General features: G+C 45.3%; 19 protein-coding genes. 8 read left to right on the plus strand and 11 right to left on the minus strand.

Annotated elements, in window-relative coordinates:
* The first annotated feature begins 214 nt into the window (after positions 1-214).
* The 4 genes from crcB to OO016_RS13020 all read left to right on the plus strand — a co-directional run bounded on the left by crcB (position 215) and on the right by OO016_RS13020 (position 3,634).
* Entirely contained in the window at positions 215-586 is a 372-nt protein-coding gene (gene crcB, locus OO016_RS13005; RefSeq protein ID WP_266014811.1) for a fluoride efflux transporter CrcB, read from the plus strand.
* Between the two features lie 257 nt (positions 587-843).
* Positions 844-1,182 (plus strand): P-II family nitrogen regulator, encoded by a 339-nt coding sequence (locus OO016_RS13010; protein ID WP_266014813.1) that lies wholly within the window; start codon positions 844-846, stop codon positions 1,180-1,182.
* A gap of 33 nt (positions 1,183-1,215) precedes the next feature.
* Positions 1,216-2,469, plus strand: a complete 1,254-nt coding sequence (locus OO016_RS13015) for an ammonium transporter (RefSeq protein WP_266014816.1) — start codon at positions 1,216-1,218, stop codon at positions 2,467-2,469.
* Positions 2,470-2,584: 115 nt separating this feature from the next.
* The gene (locus OO016_RS13020) at positions 2,585-3,634 is read left to right on the plus strand and encodes a porin (RefSeq protein WP_266014819.1); all 1,050 of its coding nucleotides are present in this window, start codon (positions 2,585-2,587) and stop codon (positions 3,632-3,634) included.
* A gap of 71 nt (positions 3,635-3,705) precedes the next feature.
* On the opposite strand, the gene OO016_RS13025 is transcribed toward OO016_RS13020, so the two are convergent.
* The 3 genes from OO016_RS13025 to OO016_RS13035 form a co-directional block, all read right to left on the minus strand.
* Positions 3,706-4,362: a DUF1684 domain-containing protein gene (locus OO016_RS13025; protein ID WP_266014821.1), complete on the minus strand. Its 657-nt coding sequence runs from the start codon at positions 4,360-4,362 to the stop codon at positions 3,706-3,708.
* A 46-nt stretch (positions 4,363-4,408) separates the two neighbouring features.
* Entirely contained in the window at positions 4,409-5,842 is a 1,434-nt protein-coding gene (locus tag OO016_RS13030) for an alpha/beta hydrolase family protein (protein ID WP_266014824.1), read from the minus strand.
* Positions 5,843-5,967: 125 nt separating this feature from the next.
* The gene (locus OO016_RS13035) at positions 5,968-6,423 is read right to left on the minus strand and encodes an Lrp/AsnC family transcriptional regulator (protein ID WP_266014827.1); all 456 of its coding nucleotides are present in this window, start codon (positions 6,421-6,423) and stop codon (positions 5,968-5,970) included.
* Positions 6,424-6,554: 131 nt separating this feature from the next.
* On the opposite strand from OO016_RS13035, the gene OO016_RS13040 reads away from it, so the two are divergent.
* Positions 6,555-6,977 (plus strand): hypothetical protein, encoded by a 423-nt coding sequence (locus OO016_RS13040; RefSeq protein ID WP_266014830.1) that lies wholly within the window; start codon positions 6,555-6,557, stop codon positions 6,975-6,977.
* A gap of 43 nt (positions 6,978-7,020) precedes the next feature.
* Here the strand turns inward: OO016_RS13040 and OO016_RS13045 are convergent, their stop codons facing one another.
* Positions 7,021-10,479, minus strand: a complete 3,459-nt coding sequence (locus OO016_RS13045; protein WP_266014833.1) for a methylmalonyl-CoA mutase family protein — start codon at positions 10,477-10,479, stop codon at positions 7,021-7,023.
* A gap of 140 nt (positions 10,480-10,619) precedes the next feature.
* Between OO016_RS13045 and purU the strand changes: the two genes are divergently transcribed.
* Positions 10,620-11,471, plus strand: coding sequence for a formyltetrahydrofolate deformylase (gene purU, locus OO016_RS13050; RefSeq protein ID WP_266014836.1), 852 nt, complete (start codon positions 10,620-10,622; stop codon positions 11,469-11,471).
* Between the two features lie 99 nt (positions 11,472-11,570).
* The gene (locus OO016_RS13055; protein WP_266014839.1) at positions 11,571-12,539 is read left to right on the plus strand and encodes a carbohydrate kinase family protein; all 969 of its coding nucleotides are present in this window, start codon (positions 11,571-11,573) and stop codon (positions 12,537-12,539) included.
* Positions 12,540-12,825: 286 nt separating this feature from the next.
* Here OO016_RS13055 and OO016_RS13060 read toward each other — a convergent pair whose 3' ends face one another.
* Complete coding sequence (locus OO016_RS13060) at positions 12,826-13,356, minus strand: hypothetical protein (protein WP_266014842.1); 531 nt, start codon at positions 13,354-13,356, stop codon at positions 12,826-12,828.
* 177 nt (positions 13,357-13,533) lie between these two features.
* Here OO016_RS13060 and OO016_RS13065 point away from each other — a divergent pair, with 177 nt between their 5' ends.
* The gene (locus tag OO016_RS13065) at positions 13,534-13,725 is read left to right on the plus strand and encodes a hypothetical protein (protein ID WP_266014845.1); all 192 of its coding nucleotides are present in this window, start codon (positions 13,534-13,536) and stop codon (positions 13,723-13,725) included.
* Positions 13,726-13,737: 12 nt separating this feature from the next.
* Here the strand turns inward: OO016_RS13065 and pyrF are convergent, their stop codons facing one another.
* The 6 genes from pyrF to OO016_RS13095 form a co-directional block, all read right to left on the minus strand.
* Positions 13,738-14,547 carry an orotidine-5'-phosphate decarboxylase gene (gene pyrF, locus OO016_RS13070; RefSeq protein WP_266014847.1) on the minus strand — a complete coding sequence of 270 codons (810 nt, stop codon included), beginning with the start codon at positions 14,545-14,547 and terminating at the stop codon, positions 13,738-13,740.
* Between the two features lie 8 nt (positions 14,548-14,555).
* Entirely contained in the window at positions 14,556-15,632 is a 1,077-nt protein-coding gene (prfA, locus tag OO016_RS13075) for a peptide chain release factor 1 (RefSeq protein ID WP_266014850.1), read from the minus strand.
* A gap of 95 nt (positions 15,633-15,727) precedes the next feature.
* Positions 15,728-16,729 (minus strand): FAD:protein FMN transferase, encoded by a 1,002-nt coding sequence (locus tag OO016_RS13080; RefSeq protein ID WP_266014852.1) that lies wholly within the window; start codon positions 16,727-16,729, stop codon positions 15,728-15,730.
* 48 nt (positions 16,730-16,777) lie between these two features.
* Positions 16,778-17,206: a QcrA and Rieske domain-containing protein gene (locus OO016_RS13085; RefSeq protein WP_266014854.1), complete on the minus strand. Its 429-nt coding sequence runs from the start codon at positions 17,204-17,206 to the stop codon at positions 16,778-16,780.
* 91 nt (positions 17,207-17,297) lie between these two features.
* Positions 17,298-18,476, minus strand: a complete 1,179-nt coding sequence (locus OO016_RS13090) for an AIR synthase related protein (protein ID WP_266014857.1) — start codon at positions 18,474-18,476, stop codon at positions 17,298-17,300.
* Between the two features lie 81 nt (positions 18,477-18,557).
* Positions 18,558-20,744 carry a glutamine synthetase III family protein gene (locus OO016_RS13095; RefSeq protein ID WP_266015509.1) on the minus strand — a complete coding sequence of 729 codons (2,187 nt, stop codon included), beginning with the start codon at positions 20,742-20,744 and terminating at the stop codon, positions 18,558-18,560.
* Between the last annotated feature and the right edge of the window lie 32 nt (positions 20,745-20,776).

Genomic DNA, 20,776 nt, shown 5'->3' on the forward strand with positions numbered 1-20,776 from the left:
AGGATAAATAAACCAGACCAATGGTAATTTTCTTCTCAATATTCTTTGCTTTGATCACTGTAAACGCCTTTCTTTTGCTTTTCAGTGCAGCTAACAGCAGTAATGGATCTTCTAGTGCAAAAGGAGATGAAGAATCTGATAGCACTAAAATTTATCCTTTGGATTCAAAACCTTCTCAATTCAAAAAAGCCATTTAGTTTTATACTTTTAGGGTATGAAACAGGCCTTTTTGGTATTTCTGGGCGGAGGAATAGGGAGTTGTCTCCGCTATCTCATCAGTAAATCACTCAATCCCGTATTTTCTAATTTCTTTCTGGGTACCTTTTTAGTAAACCTCATAGGCTGCTTCCTTATTGGCATTATTCTGGGGTATGCCATGAAAGGCTCCCTCCTTTCTCAAAGCCATGTGCTCTTGCTCGCAACAGGTTTCTGTGGCGGATTCACTACTTTTTCGGCATTTGCATTCGAAAACCACAACCTCATAAGAATGGGCGACTACCTCAATTTATCCCTTTACACCCTAGGCAGCATCATAATAAGTATAGCCGCCGTTTTCCTGGGCATTTGGATTTCCAAAAATTTGTAAATAATTGTTTATCAGTATTTTAATATTTGCTTTTAACTAAAAGCATCTCTTCATCATCCCTTTTCTGCACAATATTTAGTTTTTCCAAGGGCTTCTAAATATCAAATTAGCCAAAAATACATGTTAATAAGTATACACCCCCTAAAATGATAGGGGGTAAATTTATTATATGATAAAAATCATGTTATAACCCCACTTTTTTTTAGGGTCTTCTATCATTAACCATATATTTGGCGCTGAATTAACACAATAAACCAATGAAAAAAGTAGAAGCAATTATTCGTAAGTCGAAGTTTGACGATGTTAAAAAAGCATTGCATCAAATTGAGGTGAACTTCTTCAGTTACTGGGATGTAACCGGAGTGGGTAATGAGAAACAAGGACATGTATATCGCGGGATATCTTATAGCACGACCGATATCCAACGCCGGTACCTGGAAATCGTTGTTTCTGATGAATTTCTGGAAAGAACAGTAAACACGGTTCTGGAGTCGGCCTATACCGGTAATGTAGGTGATGGAAAGATCTTTGTTTCCGATGTACTCGAAGCCTATCGCATCCGAACCAAAGAAAGTGGTCACGCCGGAATCAACTAACTAATTAAATACAATCAACTAATCATTAAAGATATGGAAGCAGGATTATTTACAGCTAATAACGTCTGGATGATGGTATGTACCGCCCTGGTGTTTTTTATGCATACCGGATTTGCCTTTTTAGAAATTGGGCTCACCAGACAGAAGAATACGATCAACATCCTTTTTAAGAACATTTTCATCATTACAGTAGGACTGTTAATGTACTATATAGGAGGATTTAACCTTATGTACCCGGGATTTGCAGAAGGATCATCCGGGATTCTCGACTTTGCCGGATTCGGCATTGCAGCACCTGAAAACGGAATGACTCCGGATTATGCCGATGGAGGCTATACCTGGTGGACCGATTTTCTCTTTCAGGGAATGTTTGCAGCTACCGCAGCCACAATTGTTTCCGGAGCTGTTGCAGAACGGATCAAGATCGGACCATTTATGATCTTTACCATTTTATATGTAGGACTGGTATACCCGATCGTAGGTTCGTGGCAATGGGGAGGCGGATTCCTTTCCACCCTGGGTGGTGACGACGCCGGATTTTACGATTTTGCAGGTTCTACCCTGGTACACTCTGTAGGGGGTTGGGGAGCTTTAATCGCCATCTGGCTACTAGGATCCCGTATCGGTAAATTTGGTGATGACGGTAAACCCAGAGCTATTCCAGGCCACAGTATTCCAATGGCAACTGCCGGTGTACTAATTCTATGGTTAGGCTGGTTTGGCTTTAACGGGGGATCTGTCTTGTCTGCAGACCCAACCAACACTTCATTGGTACTGGTAACCACAAGTCTTGCTGCTGCCGCTGGTGGTGTTGGAGCAATCCTGCTGTCAACAATTCTCACGAAAAACCTGGACCTCACCATGTTCCTGAACGGTATTCTGGGCGGTTTAGTAGGTATCACTGCCGGAGCAGATCTCATGTCTCCAAATGAAGCAGTAGCCATCGGATTCATCGCTGGATTGATCATCCCTCTGGGGGTATCCTTTATAGATAAAATAAGACTGGACGACCCTGTTGGTGCAGTAACAGTTCACCTTATCTGCGGAATCTGGGGAACCCTGGCCGTAGGTATATTTGGTGCCAAGGCTGGTGCAGATCAGTTTCTTTATCAGCTAACCGGAGTGGGCGCTGCAGGAGCATTCTGCTGCATCACTGCCTTCATCTTCATCTTTGCATTGAAGAAAACTGTGGGCATCCGGGTATCCAAGGAAGAAGAAATTGAAGGACTGGACATTCACGAGCATGGGATGGATGCCTATGCAGATTTCAGAATGAACCAGCATTAACAACCTGAAATAAAGACGGAGCGTTTGGCAGAACGCTCCGTCAAATAACCATTAACAACATCAATTAGACACATTAAAAACCTCCACCGGAGTGGAGCTCTAATACATTGAAAATATGAAAACGATTATCATTACAAATTTCGGAAAAAAAATGCTTTTTCTAGCATTCCTGCTGATTGCGGGAATAGGATTTGCTCAGGAAGAAGCAGAAGAAAAGAAGTTTAGCTTAAGCGGAACAGTTGATGCGTATTACCGCGCCAACCTTACCGCACCGAATGACGAGGACGCTATTGCCCCTGGTTCTTCATTCGCCAACCTGCCGGGATTTTCTCTGGGTATGGCCAACGTCATTGCCTCTTATGAAGGTGAAAAAGTAGGTTTTGTGGCCGATCTGGTTTTTGGGCCGAGGGGAACTGATGCTATTTTCGCCTCCCCTATGTACTCCGCTACCGGGGATATAGTAAACCAATTGTACGTTTACTGGAATGTTAGCGAGAGCGTTACGCTTACGATGGGTAATTTTAACACCTTCCTGGGGTACGAGGTGATCTCGCCTGCGGCAAACTTTAACTACAGCACCTCCTATCTTTTCAGCTATGGCCCCTTCAGCCATACAGGAATTAAGGCCGATTTTGATCTGGGGAACGACTGGAGTGCTATGGTTGCCGTCATGAACCCTACAGACCTGACCGAGTTCAATCCAACAGGGGATTATGCTGTTGGTGCTCAATTAGGTTATTCAGGACAGTACCTTAATTTCCTTTACAGCCAGGGAGGCTATGAAATTGACTACACAGGAGGATTTGATGTAAGCGAGGAATTTTTCCTGGGCATCAACGCAGCTTATTTTGACAACAGCGATGCGGATGTAAGCTTTGCGGGGGTAGCCCTTTATCCTCAATACGCCACTTCTGAAAACTTTACCATCGGTCTTCGGGGTGAATACTTCACCGAGACCAATTTAGGAGCTATTGGTGCGGCAGATGCCGATGGAGATGCCAGTGTTTTTGCGGTAACCCTAACTGGCAGTGCAACTATCGGGGATCTTATCATCAAGCCGGAATTGCGATTGGATAGCGCTTCAGAAGATGCATTTATCGATAACGACCTGGCCCCTACCGGAAGTTTAGGTTCATTCCTTGTAGCCGCGATCTACTCGTTCTAGAAATAAAAATTTTAGTTTGGTTTTGTTCAGTTTAGTTAATCTGGAGGGCCCCGATGTATTTCGGGGCTTTCCTATTTACCCATTTTAAAGTCTTTGACTCCCGCACGTACAGGAATATCCAACGTGTTGGCCCTGGGAACAAGGGGGCAGGAATACGATTTGTTGTATACACAATAGGGATTATACGCCTTGTTAAAGTCGATTAAAAGAGAATCTCCCTCGGGAATTCGAAGGTCAATATACCGGCCTCCTGAGTAAGTCTCTTCCCCATTGGTGGCATCAAGGAAGGGCAAAAAAAGATAATCCTCGAAACCCGGGTCATCCAGCAGTTCCAGGGTTTGATATATCTCAAGGGAAAAAGGCCTGCCTTCAAGCGTAAAATGGGCTATTGCAAAGACCTGCTCTTCAGACTCCCGGTCTGTATTGGTAGGCATCAAAAAAGGAATGGCCTCAGGTGTATACTCCAGTCGGGCCCAGACCCTGAAATTAGTATCCGGCTCAAAAAACTCCAGCCCCATAAAATCCTTGCGATAACGATCAGGTAAAGGGGATACCTCGGGATTCCGGAAATCTGCATTGAGTTTCTTCTGAAATTCATCTATATCCTTCAGGGCTTCTGAAGTCAATTGCCTCTTATCCTCCACTGTGTCGTGGTAGCGCTTGGCATCCCTGCAGGAAGCCATAACAACAATAAAAACAATGAGTACCGAAACAAAAAATCTCTGCATAGCTGTTATTTACATGCCTAAAAATACAACTTAAAGGAAATCCCGATTACTCTTCATTAATTTTATAACGGGCTTCATTGAGGTATTTTTCCACCAATTCGTTGAATTCGGGCATGATACGGAGTAGTGCAGTATTTTCGAGTACATACAGGGTCTCTTTATCTGTAAATCCCTGTTTAAGCAATTCTTCCAGGTAGAAGATTGCGGTTCCAAAATCCTCGTATTTGGCACTGTCTGAAATGATCTTGAGATAATAGGAGAAATCCGTTGGGTCTGTAATAGTTTTGATCATCCAGAGCAAACTAAGGGCTTCCTCATCCACAGCAGGCCTGGCAAGTTCTATGTAGATATTGTCCTCCACAAGGGCATTCAGGAATGCGATAAGACGTTTACCGCTCTCCCTTTCCCGAAAACCAGGTTTGTTCTCGTACTCCTTCAGTTTTTTCATCTGAAAGTTCCACCAGCCCAGGTTGTTGTAATTCAGAGCATCAAGGTCCTGTAACAGACTGTATTCAAAATCCGATTTCATCAGGTTTTCCTTGAAGATCAGGTTCGAAAATTCCCGTTGTTGTTCCCTGTAATCACGATCCCGTTTTAATACCCTCCTGCGTTTTACCAGGGAATCTATACTTACCAAAGTCTGGTAGGTATCGATCATAGAACTCAAAACCAATTCCGCTTCCACATAATGCCTGAGGCCCATCAGCTGGCGGAATTCTTTATAATCCTCCATAAATAGACTATTGATGACGCTGGTATCTTTAACCTTTAAGCCCTTCCGCATAGCATCCAGGCTTAACCTGCCCACTGCTCTATCTACGAATATCGGACTAATCATATCAGGGCCGCCATCATGCACCAGAAGATCATTAGAGATTTTTATTGGATCGAGGAGCCTGCTGTGCTCAAGCATCCTAGTGTAATTATAATCCTCCCGCCCTACTACTTCAATAAGCCGGAAAGTAATCCTGGACCTGTCCGGCAGCTGCAGTAATCCAGTATTTACTGCTGTTCCTATTGAGATAACACCCCCTATCCCTGAAAGAAAAACAGGAGTAATGCCGGCCAATTTACCTCCACTTCCAAATCCGGCAACATAAATACGGTTTTGCGGAATGCGAAAAATCTTCGCCATGCTGCTTATAACAGCTTTGTTTAATGCGATGTTGTGGGAAATCGACAGGCTGTCGTTAAGGTTATTGGATGCGGCCAGCAAATACTGGTGTTTTTCCGCAGCACTTCGGAATTTACTTATTGCTTCCCTACCCTCGCCATTCATATTATTGACTACAAGAAGGGGAAAGGGTTTCGATTTTTCAAATGTTGAAGGGATATAAAGTGCAAATGTTGCCGGTATAGTATCCTGAACCTGAATGGAATCTACAATTATACCCTTCTTTATTCTTAGCTGTCCCTGTTGTGCCTGAGTAGCCAGGGCAAACATCAATAAAAAGCAAGCGGAAAGTAGCGATTTATTCATAGCAATATGATATCAAAAATCCGGCCAAAATTTCATAAAAGCAAAATGTCTCAGGATTCTTTTTCAAGTTGCTCCCAAAATTCTCGCATTTATATAAAGATGGGAAAAATATGTTTAAAAACTTGTCAGATACCTTTATTTCCCATAATTGGAGCATCGGAGATGATATCAGAAAGGATGATGTGGGTACGGGTCTCACCATACTGAATAAGCTGATCTATGAATTGTTCCAGATGCAGCTGGTCTAAAAGTACGACCTCCATGATGATATTTTCATTCCCCGTGATGCGGTAACAATTAATTACTTCCTGCATGGAACGCACCTTCTCCAAAAATGGCTTTAATTTTCCCATAAAGGCCTTTATGGTAACGATAGCCCGTAACTGATACCCCATTTTCAAATGATTAACCCGGGCTTTGTACCCTTCCAGTATGCCCAGGTCTTCCATCTTTTTAACACGCTCTGCTACTGCCGGTGGTGTAAGGCCCACCAACCTGCCAATACTGGCAAAAGATTCTCTTGAATTTTCCTGTAAACGGCGAAGAATCTTCCTGTTTATATCATCTATTTTGTTTTCCAATTCTTTACCTTATTTTTTTTATTATTTTAAAGCTAATATAATTATTTACTTTTATATCAAAAGCAAATTAAGATTATAGCGATGTATCTTTAGGTTAGAATAATTTGTTTTACTCTTATTGTCCCGATCTTATGAATCCACCCCTTATATACCGTAAGGCTCTGGAACTCTGTGAACTCAGCAGAGCCATAGCTTCTTATGTTACGCATAACAAGGATTTGCTGAAATTGTATCAATCCAATAGCCTGCGTGATATTATTGCAGACTCACTGCTTACCGATACCATTTTAATACAGCAGCAAATAGACAGGGCTGAAAAAAGCAGCAATCCGGTTGTCCGCTTCCGAACCACCCGTTTTATCTCTGTAATGATCAGAAATCTGCAGGGGTATACCAACGGACTGGAACATCACGGGGTGAATGAAAAAGAATATCTGAACCTGTTGAGAATAGAGATCAAAAGCTTCAAGAAGGCCTTTAAAAAATGGAGCAAAACCCTGGGCAAGCACAATGGTGAAGGCAACTGGGGATACCAGGATTACCTCGGCTACTAATGCAAGACCTCTAAAAGGCATTCCTATATATACAGGGCATAAACTACATATTCCTGCGGTACTGACCCCCTACTTCAAACAATGCCTGAGTGATCTGACCCAGAGAACAGTGCTTGGAAACCTCCATTAATTGTTCAAAGGTGTTTTTATTGCGGGTAGCTGCCTGCTTTAAAGACTTCAAAGCCTCTTCTGCCCTATTACTGTCTCTCTTCCAGAGATTATCCAGCGTTTCGAGCTGCACCTGCTTTTCATCTTCGGTAGCACGGATAACTTCAGCCGGGAGTATGGTTGGAGAACCTTTTGAACTTAAAAAGGTATTTACACCAATAATAGGATATTCGCCCGTATGTTTGAGCGTTTCATAGTGCAGGCTTTCTTCCTGTATCTTGGATCTCTGGTACATGGTTTCCATAGCACCGAGTACCCCACCTCTTTCGGTAATCCTGTCGAATTCCAGTAGTACCGCTTCTTCCACCAGATCGGTTAGTTCCTCAATGATAAATGAACCCTGAAGTGGGTTTTCATTTTTCGCCAGTCCCAGCTCTTTGTTGATAATCAACTGTATAGCCATGGCCCTTCGGACAGATTCTTCTGTTGGGGTGGTAATAGCCTCGTCATAGGCATTGGTGTGAAGGGAATTGCAATTGTCGTAGATCGCATACAGGGCCTGCAGGGTAGTCCGGATATCATTGAAATCTATTTCCTGGGCGTGCAGGCTTCGGCCCGAAGTCTGTATATGGTATTTGAGCATTTGTGCCCTTGGATCGGCACCGTATTTCTCCTTCATGGCCTTGGCCCAGATACGCCGTGCCACCCTCCCGATTACCGCGTATTCGGGGTCGATGCCATTGCTGAAGAAGAAAGACAGGTTGGGGCCAAACTTATTGATATCCATTCCCCGGCTCAGGTAGTACTCTACGTAGGTAAAACCGTTAGACAGGGTAAAAGCCAATTGCGAAATCGGATTGGCCCCGGCCTCAGCTATGTGATAGCCCGAGATAGAAACCGAATAGAAGTTGCGGATCTGGTTGGCTATGAAATACTCCTGCACATCTCCCATCAGGCGCAGCGCAAATTCGGTCGAAAAGATACAGGTGTTCTGTGCCTGGTCTTCTTTCAATATATCTGCCTGAACGGTACCCCGTACCTGCGATAGCGTCTCCTTTTTAATTCGGTTGTAAACCTCTGCTGGTAGTACCTGGTCTCCGGTTACCCCCAACAGCATAAGACCCAACCCATCATTACCTTCGGGCAGGTCACCTTTGTAGACAGGGCGTTCCACGCCCATGTCCTTATACATTTGCTCAATTTTTTTATTTACCTGTTCCTCAAGGCCTTCGGCACGAATATATTTTTCACAATTCTGATCAATAGCTGCATTCATAAAAAAGGACAGCAACATGGGGGCAGGCCCGTTTATGGTCATACTCACAGAAGTCAATGCATCAGTAAGGTCGAATCCGGAATACAACTTTTTGGCATCATCGAGGCAACATATGGAAACCCCTGCATTGCCTATCTTGCCATAAATATCCGGGCGTTTATCCGGATCATGACCATATAGGGTTACCGAATCAAAAGCAGTGGAAAGGCGCTTAGCGGGCATATCCATACTCACATAGTGGAATCTTCTGTTCGTTCTTTCAGGACCCCCTTCACCAGCAAACATCCGGGTAGGATCCTCCTGGGTTCGCTTAAAGGGGTATAGTCCTGAAGTATATGGGAATGCACCAGGTACATTTTCGGTCAGGGTCCATTTGAGTATGTCTCCCCAGGAACGATAACGGGGCAGCACCACTTTTGGGATCTGCAACTGGGAAAGGGAAGTAGTGTAGGTGGGAACCCGAATCTCTTTGCCTCTTACCTCAAAAACGTACTCCGGATCGGTATAACGCGCACGGAGGTTTTTCCAGTTCACCAGCGTTTCCCAATGGTATGGATTGAGGTTTTTCAGCTCTGCATTGAACTCTTCTGTTAGTTTTCCGAACAGAACGGTGTCGTAATCCTTAGCAGCGTCTTTCTTTATTTGAGCTTCGTCCAGGCCTTTGGCATTAATATAAGGCGAGATTTCCGCTTCCTCACTTATACCACTGATGGTCAGCAGGGTCTTGTAAATTCCATACAGACGTTCTGCCACTTCTGTCTGTTCGGCAACGTTCTGATTGTAATTCCTGTTCTGTTCTGATATTTCTGACAGGTATCGCGTTCTCGCAGGGGGAATGATATATACCTTTTCTTCGCGATCATTCGACTCCTCAAAGCCCGATTCTAATTTAGCGCCAGCCTGCTCATTCAGGGTTTTAATTACCATTTTATACAGGCGGTTCATACCCGGATCATTAAACTGGGAAGCCATGGTTCCAAAAACTGGAAGGGTCTCCGGGTCGGCATCCCAGAGGTTGTTGTTGCGCACGTATTGTTTCTTAACATCGCGCAAGGCATCCAGTGCTCCCCGCTTATCGAACTTGTTTATTGCTACCAGATCTGCAAAATCAAGCATGTCTATTTTTTCGAGCTGTGTAGCAGCTCCAAATTCAGGGGTCATTACATAAAGGGAGACATCACTGTGTTCGATGATCTCCGTATCGGACTGTCCGATTCCCGAAGTCTCCAAAATGATCAGGTCAAAGTCTGCCGCCTTAAGCACATTCAGTGCCTCATTGACGTGCTTTGACAGGGCCAGATTAGACTGCCGTGTAGCCAGGGAACGCATATACACCCGTTCGTTGTTGATAGCGTTCATTCGGATACGATCTCCCAGCAGAGCACCACCTGTTTTGCGCTTGGAGGGATCTACCGAGATCAGGCCGATGTTTTTTTCCGGAAAATCGACCAGGAAGCGTCGAACAAGCTCATCAACCAGACTGGACTTACCAGCCCCACCTGTTCCGGTAATACCCAGCACGGGAACCTGTGCATTTTTTGCCTTAATACCTTTAAAATGTGCGTCAAATTCTTCCGGACGGTTCTCGGCAAGGCTGATCAACCTGGACAAGATGCGGCTATCCTTTTTCACTAGGGCCTGTTCCAGGTTTTTGTGCTCACCAAGATTTAGTTCCGGAACGGGGAAGTCCGATTGAGATACCAGGTCGTTAATCATTCCCTGAAGTCCCATTTGCCTTCCATCGTCCGGAGAATATATGCGGGTAATACCGTAATCCATGAGGCTCCTGATTTCCTCAGGCAGGATTACACCTCCACCTCCACCAAATATCCTGATATGACCGGCCCCCTTTTGCTGCAGCAGATCATACATATAACGGAAGTATTCATTATGCCCTCCCTGGTAGGAAGTCATCGCTATTGCATTGGCATCTTCCTGTATAGCACAATCCACAACCTCGGCCACACTACGGTCATGCCCCAGGTGAATCACTTCCACACCAGTGGACTGAATAATGCGGCGCATAATATTTATAGCGGCGTCATGTCCGTCAAAAAGTGAGGCTGCGGTAACAACTCTTACCTTATTCTTGGGCTTGTAGGGTTTAATTTGCTCCATCGTTAAAAAAAAGGCGGTTTCAGGCGTGCAATTTACGAAATATGCAAAAAATATTTCGATATGATTCGAATTTTATAAAAGTTTTGGGTCGTAAAATCAAGGCTTTCAAAAACCTTAATTTTATCCCATATTCAAAAGGTTTGAAGGTCACTTTACATATACATTGCCCGGATCGACCCGGTATTATCAGAGCGGTTACACAGTTCTTCCATCTCAGGGGAGGGAACATCCTCTATCTTGATCAGCATGTGGACCAGGAAGCCGGCGTATTTTTTATGCGACTGGAATGTGATTTCGCACAAAATGACCCCGGACTTAGCATGCTGAAAGAGTCAATAGCCATTGAACTTGCCGAACAATACCATATGGAGTGGGACCTCTACCAGGAAGGCCTGCGTCCAAGAATGGCCATTTTTGTTTCCAAATACAATCATTGTCTTTATGATTTGCTAAGCCGTTTCCGTTCCGGGGAGCTGGAGGTAGACATTCCTTTTATCATAAGCAATCATGAAGACCTCAGGCACATTGCTGATCAGTTCGATATCCCATATCACTGCATCCCGGTAAACAAGGTGAATAAGCACGAGGCTGAGACACGGCAACTGGAATTGTTACAAAGCCATAAAGTAGATTTTGTAGTCCTTGCCCGTTATATGCAAATTGTAAGTCCGCTTTTGATCGGGGCTTACCCAAACCGAATCATCAACATCCACCATTCGTTTCTCCCCGCATTTGCCGGTGCAAAGCCCTACCATGCTGCTTTTGAACGGGGGGTGAAAATAATCGGAGCCACCAGCCATTACGTAACAGAAGATCTGGATGCAGGCCCAATTATTGAGCAGGATGTAACTACCGTTTCGCACGTGCACACGGTCAGGGATTTTGTCTCCAAAGGCCGGGACCTTGAAAAGATAGTGCTGGCAACGGCGGTTAAACTCCATATCGCCCATAAAACGATGGTATACAACAACAAAACCGTTATCTTTTATTAGGCAATCCTGTTTTAGGTTGCATAATGTCAATCAGATTTTTTAAATTAAGCCTTTCGGAGGAATGCTTCCTCCCATGAGTATAAACCGAAGTGCATATAGATGACCAAGATTGCCGTGCTAGGCCCCATACCAAGGGATACGATTTACACTTACAAGGATGAAATGATCCAAAAATACGGTTGTGTTACCCATCCTGTCATTGCCCTTTCCAAATTGCTGGGTAAAGAAGGAACGGTGATTCCGGTATCCCATGTACATCAGAAAGATTACAAGGGAATCCTGGAAGTTTTTGCACCTTATGACAATATTGACACCCAATACGTGAGTGATGCAGATGACCGCGGCACGGTTATAGAATTGCGTTTTCTGGATCAGAACAACAGGCTGGAGAAACAAACGGCCTGCATGAAACCCATACTTCCTTCAGACGTAGCCGGTCTGGAAGATGCAGATGCCTATGTTTTTGTACCGATTACGGATTTTGAAATATCACTAAGCACCCTCAGGTACCTGAAGGAAAAAGGAAAAGGGACCATTATATTCGATGCACACGGGCCTACTTCTGCAATGAGTATTTCCGGGGAAAGGCATCGAAAATTCTGGGTAGACATGGACGAGTGGCTGCCTTATATTGATGTTCTAAAAATGAACCTGGAAGAATCCCAGGTATGCTGGTTTAAAAATGAATACGAGGCAGCCGAGATGACCGGTTACGACGAAGAGAGTACAGAGCATCTCGATGATATGGCTGCTCACGTGCTCGAACACGGGGTGTCTTATTTCTACGTTACCCTTGATTCACGTGGCTGTGTGATGTATTTCAAAGAAAATAATGAAGTGAAAAAGGAGTTTATTACCTCCGTATTCATGCAACATGTGATAGATACCACCGGTTGTGGAGACTCGTTTGCAGGTGGACTGGCATTCGGATTTTCCAGGTTTGGTGATGCGATTAAAGCTGCGCAATATGCCAATACATTGGGAGCATTGCGTACACAGGGAAAAACATTTGAGGTGTTTAAAACCTTTGATGAAACCGCAAGGATTATCGCCGAACACTACAGTTAAGCCACCATTCTAAAATTAATTTTGGTTAATATATTGGTTGCACTTGCAACCTATTCTGAGTTTTTACTAACTTTAATACGGAAATTCTTGTTAATTCCAAACAATAATTCCGATTTGGCCGCGTTGGGTTATTAAAAGCAAAAGATTACAATCAGCTAATATTCAGTTAACCTGGGTATAAAAAAGATAAAAGACCTTTACGGCAATTATTTGAGTTAGTATTTTTTGAGTTAGTTAGTTTGAAATCCCGACCACTGGTCGGGGTTTCTTTTTTAACCCGGTTAGACTATTCTCCGGAAGGCGTTTTCTTCCTGTACAAGCCGTCAAAAGCAACCTGAACAACATTCTCTCCCTGCAGGACTTCCCAGTGCTGCCGCACCGTTCCGTCAGGATTTGCCGTCCAGGTAATACGATTAATGTACATCCCCCCGTCTGGTCCTTTAAAGGCCTCGGAGGATAGGATCATTTGATTGCCGATTCTATTGCCATAAAGCTTAAGTTGTGTTCCGGCATTGTCTATCCACAACTGCTCCCACTGCCCGCTGGTCTGATTGTAGTAGTTATAGCTTGTTCCCTTGAAATCTCTTTTAGCACTGGTCCATTTCTCCTGCAGGGCACATTTATCCTGAATTTTAGCAATTGTATTATAGCCTGCAACACTGCCATCCGGAAGAAATACTTCCCAATCACCGATCCAGAAATCGAAGGCCGAATGATTTTCCGTACAACAGGCACAGTCCTTTTCCTGGGCCAATGCGAATTGAATGGAAAATAGAGCAAAGGACAGAATAAAGGATAAATGCAGTAGTGTTTTCATGTTGTCTCGGGAGTTTTATTAAATATACTTTTTTTAGTTCAAAGCAGGGGAATTCATCCCATTTACCCTCCGAAAAAGGATAATTAGACAAACTACCTGATTTTTAGTCATATAACCGCTATTCCGGTAATCCAAAAGCCATTTCTGAACGTATATTTGTAAGAAAAGGTATCTACTATGAATGCACAGTTTTGTAAAGTTGGGGCTTCTAATAATGAAAGGACAAGAAATTATTATGGTAATGCCCTTGAAATCCAGATTCAGGTGTTTCAACAAAAGGCTGTTGCTCATCAGGGTACCCCCCTGCAGTCCTTTTTCGAAGGCAAGGTTGAAAAAATTCGGAAAATTTTAGAGCGCCGCGGGGCCTGATAAACTTTATGGCTAAAGATACGTGGCCATTTCTCGTTGCAGTTCCATCGCTTTAGTCCTTGCGGCCTCTCCATAACCCCTTCCATTTGAGGCATATATTATACCCCTTGAAGAGTTAACGAGGAGGCCCACCTGTTTATTCATTCCATGTTGACAAACTTCAGAAAGGCTACCCCCCTGTGCCCCTACTCCGGGAACCAGCAAAAAGTGATCCGGAACAATAGACCTTATTTCAGCCAGGAATTCTGCCTTGGTTGCTCCTACCACGTACATGAGATTCCCGGCATTCCTGTAAGACTTTGAAGTATTCAAAACCTGCTTGTAAAGCGCTTGGCCTTCCATATCCCTGGTTTGGAAATCAAAAGCCCCTGAGTTGGATGTAAGCGCCAGTAGTATGGTATGTTTATCTTGAAACTCAAGGAAAGGTTCCACAGAATCATGTCCCATATAGGGTGCTACGGTAACTGCATCGAACTGCAGGTCTTCAAAGAATGCCCTGGCGTAGCGCTGTGCGGTATTCCCGATGTCCCCGCGTTTCGCATCGGCAATGGTGAAAACTTCCGGGGCAGTCTGGTTCAGGTAATCGATTGTTTTTTGCAGGGACTTCCAGCCCCTGATACCATATGCCTCGTAAAAGGCGATATTGGGTTTAAAGGCCACCGCATAATCCTTCGTAGCGTCTATAATTCCCTTGTTAAATACAAATATGGGGTCTTCCTCGTCCAGCAGGTGTGGGGGAATTTTTTCCAGGTCGGTGTCCAGGCCCACACATAAAAAAGACTTTTTCTCGCGGATTTGTTGTTCCAGGAAGGCTGTTTTCATAGGCTGCCTTAAAAGATCTCGGAGGCTTCCCTGAGCTTTTCAGTGTTCTCTACCAGCATCAATTCATCAATAATACGCTGGAGATCTCCATTTATAATGTTTTGTAAGTCGTAAAGGGTCAGTCCAATCCTGTGGTCCGTAACCCGTCCCTGTGGATAATTATAGGTGCGTATTTTGGCCGAGCGATCCCCACTGCTAACCTGAGAATTACGCTTGGCAGCATCTTCTTCCTGCTTCTTTGCCAGCTCCATGTCGTACAGGCGGGAACGCAACACCTTAAAGGCCTTATCCTTGTTCTTATGCTGTGATTTCTCATCCTGGCATTGTGCCACCAGACCTGTTGGAATATGGGTTAGGCGCACCGCGCTGTAGGTAGTATTCACGGATTGACCACCAGGACCTGAAGAACAGAAATAATCAATGCGCACGTCCTTGGGGTCTATCTGAACATCGAAATCTTCGGCCTCCGGCAAAACCATTACCGTTGCCGCACTGGTGTGCACCCGGCCCTGTGTTTCTGTCTGGGGAACACGCTGAACCCTGTGCACTCCTGCTTCAAACTTCAATGTCCCGTAAACATCTTCACCACTCACTTCAAAGTGGATTTCCTTGTAACCCCCGCTGGTGCCCTCGCTGAGATCGATAATATTGGTCTTCCAGCCTTTGGATTCGCAATACTTTGCGTACATGCGATAGAGATCACCGGCAAAAATACTGGCTTCGTCCCCTCCGGTTCCCGCACGGATCTCCATAACCACATCCTTGGCATCCTCTGGATCTTTAGGGATAAGCAGGAGTTTGATTTCTTCTTCCAGGGCGGGCAGGGCCTCTTTGGCTTCTTCCAACTGCATTTTGGCCATTTCCAGCATCTCCGCATCACTACCATCTGATATGATTTCTTCGGCCTCCTTTATATTGTTAGTGAGTTCAATGTAGTAATCGCGCTTATCCATCAGCACTTTCAGATCTTTATATTCCTTGTTAAGCTGGATATACCGCTTCTGGTCCGAAATCACATCCGGTTGAATTATAAGATCACTGACCTCATCAAAACGTTGTTTTACAATATTTAATTTATCTAGCATGTGCCTGAAGCTTATTCTGCGAAGTTACGATTTTTCACAGGGAAAGGAAAAGCGAAAGCTGATTTGGCAGGGCTGCAGGGGTTCTGAAAAAAGCCCTAGGGATTCAGCATCTTTAATCCCATACTGGAAGTGAGTTCTCCGAAATTATCGATAATGATCACCTCGGTATCCCCAAGCTGGTTGATCAGATGCAGCCCCTCCTCCTTGCCGAGGATATGAATGGCAGTTGCCAGCGCATCGCACAATTCCGCACTTTGCCCGAATACAATTACGCGTATTATTTCCGTAACGGGGTAACCGGTTGCCGGGTTTATTAAATGGGAATAGCGTTTGCCATTGAAGGTCAGAAATTTATCGAACCTCCCGCTAATGGATGCGGAAGATTCTATGAGTGGTACCCAGGTAAAGATCCGGTTCTTCCCCAGCGGATTAGCTACCCCCAGCAACCACTTCTCGCCATTTACCCTGGTACCCCACGCAGTAACATCTCCTGCGGCATTGATAAAGCCTGAACTGATCTGCTTGGAAATAAGGAGCTCTTTGGCACGGTCTGCTGCGTATCCTTTGCCTATGGCCCCAAATCCCAGCTTCATTCCCTTCTCCGGCAGGTATACCGTAAATTCGTCCCGGTTGAGCTCTATCTTTTCATAGCCTATCCTGGAAACCGCCTGTCTAATCCTTTCCGGGGAAGGAAACTTTTCCATATCCTCATTAAATTTCCAGACATCGTCCAGGACTGCATAGGTAAGGTCAAAGGCTCCATTGGTGATCTCGGATATCTGAATGGATCGTTCCAGCAAAGAGAATAGTTCCCTACTAACGCGAACCGGCTGAATACCGGCATTCTGGTTGATCAAGGAAGTTTCAGATTCAGGGTCCCAGGACGAGATCATCCGTTCAATGCGCCTTATTTCATCAACGGCCTCCTGAATGCTGATGTAACCGATATCTTCATTAGGAGCAATGACCGTAATTTCAAAAGGACTGCCCATCAGGGTAAGCGACTGCTTTACCGCAACCCACTGGTTATGCTGTTCATCACTCCCGAAGAAGGTGAAGCATGAAAGGAACAACAGCAGGGCAGTTCTCACAGCCATAGGATTTGGGATAATAAAATTGCTACTGTAAACCAGGCAGTACCCGGATTAATCAAATACCCTCAGGATATTTCCATTGAGCTCGGTATTGAATATTTTAAGCGGGTTACTCGTAATGGTATTCAGCGGGGTCCCGTTCTGGTCAAATTCAGATCCATGGGTAAAACAGCGGAAGAAACCTCCATTTTCGGCAATAAAACGCACCTGATCTGTTTGCTGGTGGCTACAGATCTGGCTGGCGGCAACAAAATTCCCTTCCAGGTTTTTCACTACAACCACATCGTTCTTCAGGATAAAATCACCATTATTCTGGAGGTTTGCACCCTCCGCAGAATTGAGGTCAATAGTAAAATCAACCCCCTCGGGCACGGGGTTTTCCCCTCCATTACCATCTTTGGAACAGCCCTGAATACTGGGAAACGTAAGGGCAAACGCCGCTCCGGCTCCGAGGGTTCTTAAAAATGCTTTCCTTTCCATAACATCAGTTTTTATTTCACAATACAATTCCTGCCCTTAACTTAAGGGTTCTGTATTATCAAAAACGATTGAAATGGGGTATTCGTATACCCTAATAGGAAAAGGTTCCGAAGGGGCTTTTTATGGTCAGTTTTTTACTGCTGGCCTCTTCTACCCTACCAACAATGCGCCCTGGAATTCCAAATGATTCAGCAATGGCAATAAGTTCGTCTGCGATAGCCTCAGGGACATAGAGCTCCATGCGGTGGCCACAATTGAACACCTGGTACATTTCCCGCCATGGCGTTCCTGATTCTTTCTGTATGAGCGAGAACAGCGGCGGTATCGGGAACAGGTTATCCTTAATCACATGCAAATCCTCAATGAAGTGCAATATCTTGGTCTGCGCACCACCACTGCAATGCACCATCCCATGGATCTGATCGGCAGCAAATTCCTCCAGGATTTTTTTGATCACCGGTGCATAAGTTCGGGTAGGCGAAAGCACCAATTTACCGGCATCCAGAGGCGCTCCGGCAACCGGATCCGTAAGTTTAACACTACCGGAGTAAACCAGCTCTTCAGGGACTGCATGGTCAAAACTTTCGGGATACTTTTCAGCCAGGTATTTGGAGAATACATCGTGCCTGGCAGAGGTAAGCCCATTGCTGCCCATGCCACCATTGTAATCATGCTCGTAGGTAGCCTTGCCAAAAGATGCAAGGCCTACAATTACATCCCCGGCCTGAATATTGGCATTGTCTATAACCTCACTGCGCTTCATACGGGCCGTTACCGTTGAATCCACTATTATGGTACGCACAAGGTCTCCCACATCGGCGGTCTCACCACCAGTGGAATGTATCTCAATTCCGTATTTCGATAGGTCGGATATCAATTCTTCCGTACCCTGGATGATGGCCCGAATCACCTCCCCCGGGATCAGGTTCTTATTCCGGCCTATAGTTGAAGATAAAAGGATATTTGAAGTAGCCCCCACGCAGATCAGGTCGTCAATATTCATGATGAGTGCGTCCTGGGCTATGCCCTTCCAGACAGATAAGTCCCCGGTCTCCTTCCAGTACATGTACGCCAGGGAGGATTTAGTCCCTGCCCCATCAGCATGCATCACCAGGCAATGGTTGCTATCGCCTGTGAGATAATCCGGAACGATTTTACAAAAAGCCCTGGGAAACAAGCCTTTATCGATGCCTTCGATGGCTTCATGCACTTCTTCTTTAGAGGCTGATACACCCCTTTTACTATATCGTTCACTGGCGGATGATCCCATGGCAGATGTTTAGCCACAAAAATAGGAAACCTGGCATAGAATTACAGGAAACTTACAGTTTATATGTGCTGGACTCTACTGCTACTTGATAAACAGCAACTCCCTGTATTTCACAAGTGGCCAGGCGGCGTCGTCTACCAGGCGTTCCAGCTTGTCGCTGTGTTTCCTGATCTCTTCAAAATAGGGTTTTACATCTTCACAGTACGAGAAAGCCTTTTTATGGATATCCTTCATGGCATTGGCCTTCTTGCGTGCCTCAACCATTGCATCCGTGTTCTTTTTCAACTGCTCCAGGTGTTCTGAGATCTGCTCAATAAGGTTCAGCGGACCATCGGTAAAGCTTTTATGCGCAGCACCATAAATCTCCTTGAGCCCAAGTACATTCCTGATAAGGGTGTTCTGATAGGCAACCGTTGCCGGAATGATATAGCTGTATACCAGTTCATTGAAAACCCGCCCTTCTATCTGAGTCTGCAAAATGTATGTGTCCAGTTCTACTTCCTGCCGCGCCTTTACCTCCGTTTCACTCATGACATCCATGGACCTGAACAAGTCCAATGTCTCTTTGGAGCTCATAACCTTCAATGCTTCCGGGGTACTGGCATTATTACTCAGCTTCCTCCTTTTGGCCTCTGCCTTCCACTCAGCGCTGTACCCATCCCCCTCAAAGCGAATGCGCTTGGACGATTTGATATACTCCCGAAGTACATTAAATATGGCCTCATCCTTTTTCAGTTTTTTGCTGGCGATAAGACCATCCACTTCTTTTTTGAATTCCTGAAGCTGTTTGGCAACAATGGTGTTCAAAACCGTCATGGGTTTGGCACAATTGGTACGGGAACCCACGGCACGTAATTCAAATTTATTGCCGGTAAAGGCAAAGGGGCTGGTCCTGTTCCTGTCCGTGTTATCCAGAAGAATTTCCGGGATCTTACCCACTACATTGAGCTTGAGTTCGGTTTTCTCCTCCGGTGAAAGTTTGCCCTGGGATACCCCTTCCAGTTCATCCAGCACATCATTGAGCTGCTTGCCAATAAATATGGACAATATGGCTGGTGGCGCTTCATTGGCCCCCAGGCGCAAATCATTGCTTGCCGAAGCAATTGAGGACCGCAATAGTTCTTCATAGGTATCCACAGCCTTGATTGTATTCACAAAAAAAGTGAGAAACTGCAGGTTTTTCATCGGGGTGGTCCCCGGGCTCAGAAGGTTTACCCCGGTATCTGTGGCCAGGGACCAGTTGTTGTGCTTCCCGGAGCCATTTATCTTTGCGAAGGGTTTTTCGTGGAACAATACTTTGAAGTGGTGTTTCTGGGCCACCTTCTCCATAATATCCATCAGCAGCAGGTTGTGGTCTACAGACAGGTTGGCTTCTTCAAAAACCGGGGCCAGTTCAAACTGGTTGGGCGCCACTTCGTTATGCCGGGTTTTAACCGGAATACCAAGTTTAACACACTCAGTTTCCAGCTCTTTCATGAATTGGAGTGCCCGTTGCGGGATTACCCCGAAATAGTGGTCGTCCAGTTGCTGGCCTTTGGCTGCATCCTGCCCCACAAGCGTGCGTCCTGCCATAACGATATCCGGTCGGGCATTAGCCAGCGCCTCATCTACAAGGAAATACTCCTGTTCCCAACCCAGGGTAGCCAGGACCTTGGAAACATTCTTATCAAAATAACGAGCTACGGCCGTAGCAGCCTCATCAACGGCGTGAAGGGCCCTTAATAACGGGGCTTTGTTATCGAGGGCCTCTCCCGTATAAGAAACAAATATGGTTGGGATGCATAAGGTAGTACCGTAAATAAATGCAGGAGAAGTAGGGTCCCATGCCGTGTAGCCACGAGCTTCAAATGTGTTGCGTATTCCTCCGCTTGGAAAACTGGAAGCATCAGGTTCCTGCTGGACCAGCTGACCACCACCAAATTTCTCCAGCGCCCGGCCATCGGCCATCAGATCAAAAAAGGCGTCGTGCTTTTCTGCTGTGGCCCCGGTTAGGGGTTGAAACCAGTGGGTGTAATGCGTAGCCCCCATGCTCATCGCCCAGGCCTTCATGGCCTCGGCTATCTGATCGGCCATGCGCCGGTCTATTTTCGAACCTGAAGATATGGCAGCATTGACACTATTGAGAGCATCACGGGTCAGATATTGTTGCATACGATCCTGACCAAAAACATGGGTACCGAAAATTTCAGATCGCCCTCCGGTATTCTCCACATTAATAGTAGCCCGGTTCATACTTTGCTTTATCGCTTCCTTGCGCATATTGGACATGTTTATAGGTGTTATCCGCTGTATTCGGGCTA

Source organism: Lentiprolixibacter aurantiacus (assembly GCF_026241225.1).
GTDB classification, from domain to species: domain Bacteria; phylum Bacteroidota; class Bacteroidia; order Flavobacteriales; family Flavobacteriaceae; genus Lentiprolixibacter; species Lentiprolixibacter aurantiacus.